This is a genomic window from Phormidium pseudopriestleyi FRX01 (assembly GCF_017313335.1).
Taxonomy (GTDB): domain Bacteria; phylum Cyanobacteriota; class Cyanobacteriia; order Cyanobacteriales; family Laspinemataceae; genus Laspinema; species Laspinema pseudopriestleyi.
The window spans coordinates 1-5,319 of sequence record NZ_JAFLQW010000402.1; the positions used below are offsets into that span (position 1 = coordinate 1).

1 protein-coding gene is annotated in these 5,319 nt (G+C 46.5%); it reads left to right on the top strand.

The genetic code is table 11. The features are described 5' to 3' along the window. On the top strand, positions 1-5,319 hold a 5,319-nt coding region (locus J0895_RS15100; protein ID WP_207088880.1), incomplete at both ends, for a PAS domain-containing protein.

The window sequence follows — 5,319 nt, forward strand, 5'->3', positions numbered from 1 at the left end:
AGAGATTAAATTTTCTTTGGTTTCTTGTGAAGTCATTCAACTGGATGGAGAGCCGGTTATTCTTTCTGTTTTGAAAGACATTACTGAACGCCAAGCCATTGAAGCTGCTTTGCGCGAAAGTGAAGAACGATTTCGGGAGATTGTCCAGACGATTGGACAGGTATTTTTCGTGCGATCGGCTACCACGGGAGAATTCATTTATATCAGTCCCTCTTATGAACAAGTATGGGGACGAAGTTCTGAAAGTTTGTATCGAGATTCTAACTCCTGGCTGGAAACCATTCATCCTGACGATTTGTCCCGAGTCAATTCCTCCTCCCCCCAAAAAGAAAAGAGCAGTTGCGAATACCGAATTATCCGTTCAAATGGGGAAATTATCTGGATTTTTTCCCAATTTAACCTTCTGGAGGATGAAGCAGGGAACCCGGATCGATTCATCGGGTTTGGGGAAGATATCACATCTCGCAAAGCGCTGGAACTAGCACTCACCGCCTCAGAACACAAGTTAAATGATATTCTCAATAGCTCGATCGCCGCGATCGTGCGAATTAGAATCTTGAGTAATCAAGACTGGGATCTGGATTATTTATCTGCCGGATCTGAAACCGTCTTTGGCTATACCCCCCAAGACTTTTTACAGGACAAATCCATTTGGATGGCTCGCATCGTTCCCGAGGATGTAGAAAGAGTTATTTTACCCTTATTTGAGCAGATTTTTCAAGAAAAAACCAGCAGTTTTGAGTATCGATTCCAGCATAAAGAGGGTAGCCTTCGCTACTTATCGGCCCGATATACATCCCGATTTGAACCCCATGAAAACTGCTGGTTTCTGACTCAGGTCACCGTGGATATTACCGATCGCAAACAGACGGAAGCAGCCCTCAAGCAGAGTGAAGAACAATATCGCCGCATCGTGGAAACGGCCAATGAGGGAATTTGGAGCATTGATGCCCAAGACTGTACAAATTTTATCAATCCCAAAATGGCTGAACTCCTGGGATATACTCCGGAAGAAATGCTGGGAAAATCTCTCCTTTATTTTATGGATGAAGTCGGAAAACAAGAGGCCCGAGAAAAAGTAGAACGGCGCAGACAAGGAATCGTCGAGCAGCATGATTTTCTATTTTACCGCAAAAATGGCTCACCCCTTTGGACCCTGCTCTCGGCGACGCCAATTTTTAATGAAGCCGGAGAGTATGTGGGGAGTTTGGCAATGGTGACGGATATCAGCACCCGCAAACAAGCTGAACAGGCCCTAGCGCGAAAAACCCAACAGGAAAACCTCTTAAATCAGGTCATTCAAGCCATCCATCAATCCCTCGATTTAAGTACCATTTTCTCCACTGCCACCACGGGGATTGCCAAACTGGTGGACTTTGAGCGCGCTTCTATCGTGCATTATCTCCCTCAACAGGGAGTCTGGACTCATTTATATTCCTATAATAAATACTCGGAATTACCCGAAGAAGTCGCTGAAGATATCCCTGATGAAGGCAATCCCTTTGCCGCACAACTCAAACAACTGCAAGTGGTGGTGGTGAATACCCGTACCATTGACGACCCAATTAATGAAGAATTGGCCCGCGATCGCCAAGGAGCGTGGCTATTAGTTCCCCTCGCAGTGAACGGCACGATCTGGGGTTCCCTGAGTTTATGGAGTCCAAAATACCTCCCTTGGCAGGAGGAAGAAATCCAACTCGCTCGTCGAGTCGTTGAACCCTTGGGTATCGCGATTCATCAAGCGAATCTCTATCAGGAAAGCCAAGAAGCTCAGGCGGCTTTCCGAGACAGTGAATCGCGATTACGGTTAGCCCTAGAAGTTGCCAATACCATTGCTTGGGAACGAGACCTCAAAACCAATCAGATTATCTTCTCGGCTACAAAGGTTGATTCGGTTCCTCAAGTGATGTCTTACGCCGAATACCTCGCCCTGGTGCATCCCGAAGATCGAGAAGAATTGCAGGGTTTACATGAAGAAGCAATTCGCTATGGGGGAGGGTTTAAAACAGAATATCGAATTAGTTTTCCCCCGAGGGATCTAGGATGGCGGTGGATTCAGGTTCATGCTCAGGTAGTCACTGATGTCACTGGAATCTCGAAGCGCATGATCGGAATGTCCATTGATATGACCGATCGCAAGCAGTCTGAAGACATTTTAAAAATTACTTTAAATCGGCTGCAAAACCTAGCCAGGGCTGTACCGGGCAATATTTATTCTCTGGTTAAACATCCCGATGAATCTCTGGAATTTGAATATATTAATCAGGCGATTGAAGAAATCTTAGAAATTCCCTTAAAGCAAATATTTCAAAACGTGGAAGCTGCTATTATCGACCTAATTCATCCCGAAGATAAAGCCGGATATTTTGAGGCGGCACAATCCTCCCGCGAAACCTTGAAAGTGTTTAAACATGAATGGCGAATTATTACGCCTTCGGGGAAACTGAAATGGCTGCAAGGGAACTCGCAACCGGAGCAACGAGAAAATGGGGATATAGTCTGGCATGGCATTATTTTAGATGTGAGCGATCGCAAATTAGTCGAGGAAAAACTCCGCCATAGTCAAAATGCCTTACTCGAAGCTCAACGCATCGCTCATTTGGGAAACTGGTCCTTGAATCTGCTCACTCAAAAGCTAGTCTGGTCTGAAGAAACCTTTCGGATTCTCGGATTTGAATCCGAACCCATCGAACCCACTTATCCAGAATTCTTACAGCGAATTCACCCGGAGGATTTACCCCAATTTCCCAGGAATTTTCACGACCTGCTGGCCCAAGAGTACCCCTTTGAATATGAATTTCGGGTTCTTTTACCCGATGGCACTGTCCGCTATATCCTCGGCAAAGGACAGCCGGTTTTCAATGAGTCCGGAGAAAGAGTCGAACTATTTGGCACATTCCAAGACATCACCGCTGCTAAACTGGCGGAGCTGGAATTACGCGAAAGTGAAGAAACATTCCGACAACTTGCTGAAAATATTCGAGAAGTTTTCTTTATCCTGACCCAATCCGGCGAGATGATTTATATCAGTCCGGCTTATGAAGAAATTTGGGGGAGGACTTGCCAGAGTTTATATCAAAATCCTCGGGATTGGTTAGAATCGGTTCACCCGGAGGAGCGTGAGCATATCAGCCGAAGGTTAATGCACCAAATTAGGGAAGGAAACGATTTCGATGAAATCTACCGCATCGTGCAAACCCAGGGAGAAATTCGCTGGATTCGGGCGCGGTCCTTTCCCATCCAAAATCCGTCTGGAGAATCCTACCGATTTGTCGGAATTGCCGAAGATATCACCGATCGCAAACAGGCAGAAGAAGCGGTACAGCAGAGCGAATCTATCCTACGGAGCTTCTTTAACAGTGCCTCGATGCTGATGGGAATTGTGGAACTTTATCCCGAGGATATTCGGCATTTGACCGACAATCTAACCTCTGCCCAATTTTTTGGGACAACCACCGCAGCGATGAAAAATCGCTGCGCCACCGAGATGGGTGTTCCCAAAGCGGCCCTGGAGATGTGGTTGAGTCACTACCGCGCGGCACAAGACACCGGAATGCCCGTAAAATTTGAGTACAAACATCTAACCCCTGGAGGTGAAAAATGGTTAGCTGCCAGCGTTTGTCCAATTTTCGGAATCACGAGCGATCGCCCCAGATTTTCCTATATTGTCGAAGACATCAGCGATCGCAAACAAGCTGAATTCGCCCTCCAAGAACGGGAAAGGATTCTCAGAAACCTGGGGGACAATCTCGATAAAGGGCTAATTTATCAGTTGGTCCGCGAACCCGATGGACGGTATCATTATGCTTATATCAGTGCGGGAATTAAACGGTTAATCGGACTGGAACCCGAGGCAATTATGGCGGACTCCAGCTTATTGCATAACCGAATTGTTCCCGAAGACCAAGCATTGAATGCCCAGTTGACGGAAGAATCCTTTCAAAATTTGTCTCCGTTCCAAATGCAGATGAGGAAGTACAACCAGGACGGTAAAATTCAGTGGTCCCAACTACGTTCAGTGCCGCGTCTTCTGGAGGATGGCCGGACCATTTGGGATGGCATTGAAATGGATATCACCGAACTCAAGCAGATCGAAGAGGAACTGCAACAAGCTAAGGAAAAAGCGGAAGCTGCCAACCAAGCAAAAAGCGAGTTTTTGGCCAATATGAGTCACGAAATTCGGACCCCGATGAATGCTATCTTAGGATTTTGTGAATTGCTCAAAGGAATGAGCGATGAGCCACAACAGCAGTCCTATCTTCAGACCATTGCCACGAGCGGCCAAACCTTGTTAGCACTAATTAACGATATTCTGGATCTGTCTAAAATTGAGTCAGGGAAGCTGGATTTGAACTATGAACCCGTATTAATTCGAGCTTTAGTGCGGGATATTCAGCAGATTTTTGTTCAGAAGGCAGAAGCCAAGGGTCTGGGGATATTTATTGAAATTAGCGATTCTGTTCCGGATGGGATTGTCTTTGATGAAGTTCGCTTGCGGCAAATCCTCTTTAATGTGGTGGGTAATGCCCTTAAATTTACAGAACAGGGGTCCGTGACGATTCATTTGAATACTAATTTGTCCAGGTCCCGCGACCCGTTCCACCTGTGTTTAGAGTTGGCAGTATCTGATACAGGAATCGGGATAGCATCCAGTCGCCAAGAGCAGATTTTTGAGGCGTTTATCCAAAACGATGGGACAACAACTCGGAAGTATGGCGGCACAGGGTTGGGGTTAGCCATTACCAAACGACTCACAGAAATGCTGGGAGGAACGATTGACTTAAGGAGTGAACTCCATCGCGGCAGTACCTTGACCTTTGTCTTTCCCGAGGTAGAAATTGCCAGGACCGAGATTGGAAAGATCGAGTATTCGCTTGTAGATGAAAATTTAGAGCAGTTCCAACCGGGGACGATTTTAATTGTGGATGATGTCCCGTCGAATTTGGAGTTAATTGCGGGCTATTTTGGCAAAACAAAGCACCAACTGCTGTTTGCTCGGGATGGCCGCGAAGCCATCGAACAGGCGATCGCCTCCCAACCTGATATGATTTTACTGGATTTGTGGATGCCTGAGTTCAACGGCATTGAAGTGGCGCAATTTCTCAAGAACAACCCAGAAACCCAGTTGATTCCAATTGTGGTAATCACCGCTTCTTCGCGACTCAGTGATGAAGCCCTCGTCCAATCGGTATGCGAGGGGTTTCTCCGCAAACCACTGATGCGATCGCAACTGGTTTCCCTGTTAAAAACTATTTTACCCCGGGAAGAACGGGAAACAGCCCTGATGCTTTCTTCCCCAATTCAGCCAATTTTGGAAGC